Here is a 1,147-nt window from a genome sequence, read left to right as displayed (position 1 = left end):
CGTCACCAATTACGTTCTGCTCGAACTGGGCCAGCCGCTGCACGCGTTCGATGCCGCGAAGATCAGCGGCGAACTCGTCGTGCGCCGGGCGGTGGCGGGGGAGAAGCTGACCACTCTCGACGAGACCGAGCGCGTCCTCGACCCCGAGGACGTCGTGATCGCCGACGATTCGGGCGTCGTGTCGCTGGCCGGGATCATGGGTGGCGCGTCCACCGAGGTCGGGTCGGAAACCACCGACATCCTGCTCGAGGCGGCCACGTGGGATCCGCTCGCGGTGTTCAAGACCGCGCGCAGGCACAAGCTGTCGAGCGAGGCCAGCAAGCGTTTCGAGCGTGTGGTCGACCCCGAGATCCCCGTCGCGGCACTGGACCGGGCGGCCGCGCTGCTCGTCGACATCGCCGGCGGGCGGGTCGAGCCGGCGCTCACCGACATCGGTGAGGTCACCCCGCACGAGCCCATCCACATGGACATCGACCTCCCCGACCGCGTGGCGGGTGTCGACTACCCCACCGGCACCGCTGCGCGCCGGCTCACGCAGATCGGCTGCAACGTCGAGGTCGGGGTCAGCGACAGCGGACACGGTCAGCTCGTCGCCGGTCCGCCGTCGTGGCGGCCCGATCTGGTGCAGCCTGCCGACCTGGTGGAGGAGGTGCTGCGCCTCGAGGGGCTCGAGAAGATTCCGTCGGTGCTGCCCGCAGCCCCCGCGGGTCGTGGGTTGACTCCGGCGCAGCGCCGCAAACGCGCGGTCGGCCGGGCTCTGGCGTTCTCGGGATACGTCGAGATCCTGCCTCCGGTCTTCCTGCCCACTGCGATATTCGACACGTGGGGCCTGGACCCCGAGGATCCGCGCAGGAACACCAGCACGGTGCTGAACCCGCTCGAATCGGATCGGCCGGAACTGGCCACCACGCTCCTTCCCGGACTTCTCGAGGTTCTCGCGCGCAACGTCTCCCGCGGTCAGCGCGACCTGTCGCTGTTCGGCATCGCGCAGGTCGTGCTGCCCGGCGCCGACACCAAGCCGGTCGAGGCACTGCCGGTGGATCGCCGCCCGACCGACGAACAGATCACGGCACTGCTGCAGTCGTTGCCGGACCAGCCGGTGCACGTGGCGGCGGTGCTCACGGGGCAGCGTGAGCCGAGCGGCCCG

The 1,147-nt window shown here is 70.4% G+C and carries 1 protein-coding gene; it reads left to right on the top strand.

Going from position 1 to position 1,147, the window contains the following annotated elements; all coding sequences use genetic code 11:
* Nucleotides 1-1,147 (top strand): phenylalanine--tRNA ligase subunit beta (locus tag AC1D1G_RS45425; RefSeq protein WP_477956963.1); only part of this gene is annotated, 1,147 nt, incomplete at both ends.

Source organism: Rhodococcus sp. P3_B8 (genome assembly GCF_056402775.1).
Note: the sequence above shows the minus strand (reverse complement) of the source record. Positions and strands in the feature narration are given on the sequence as shown.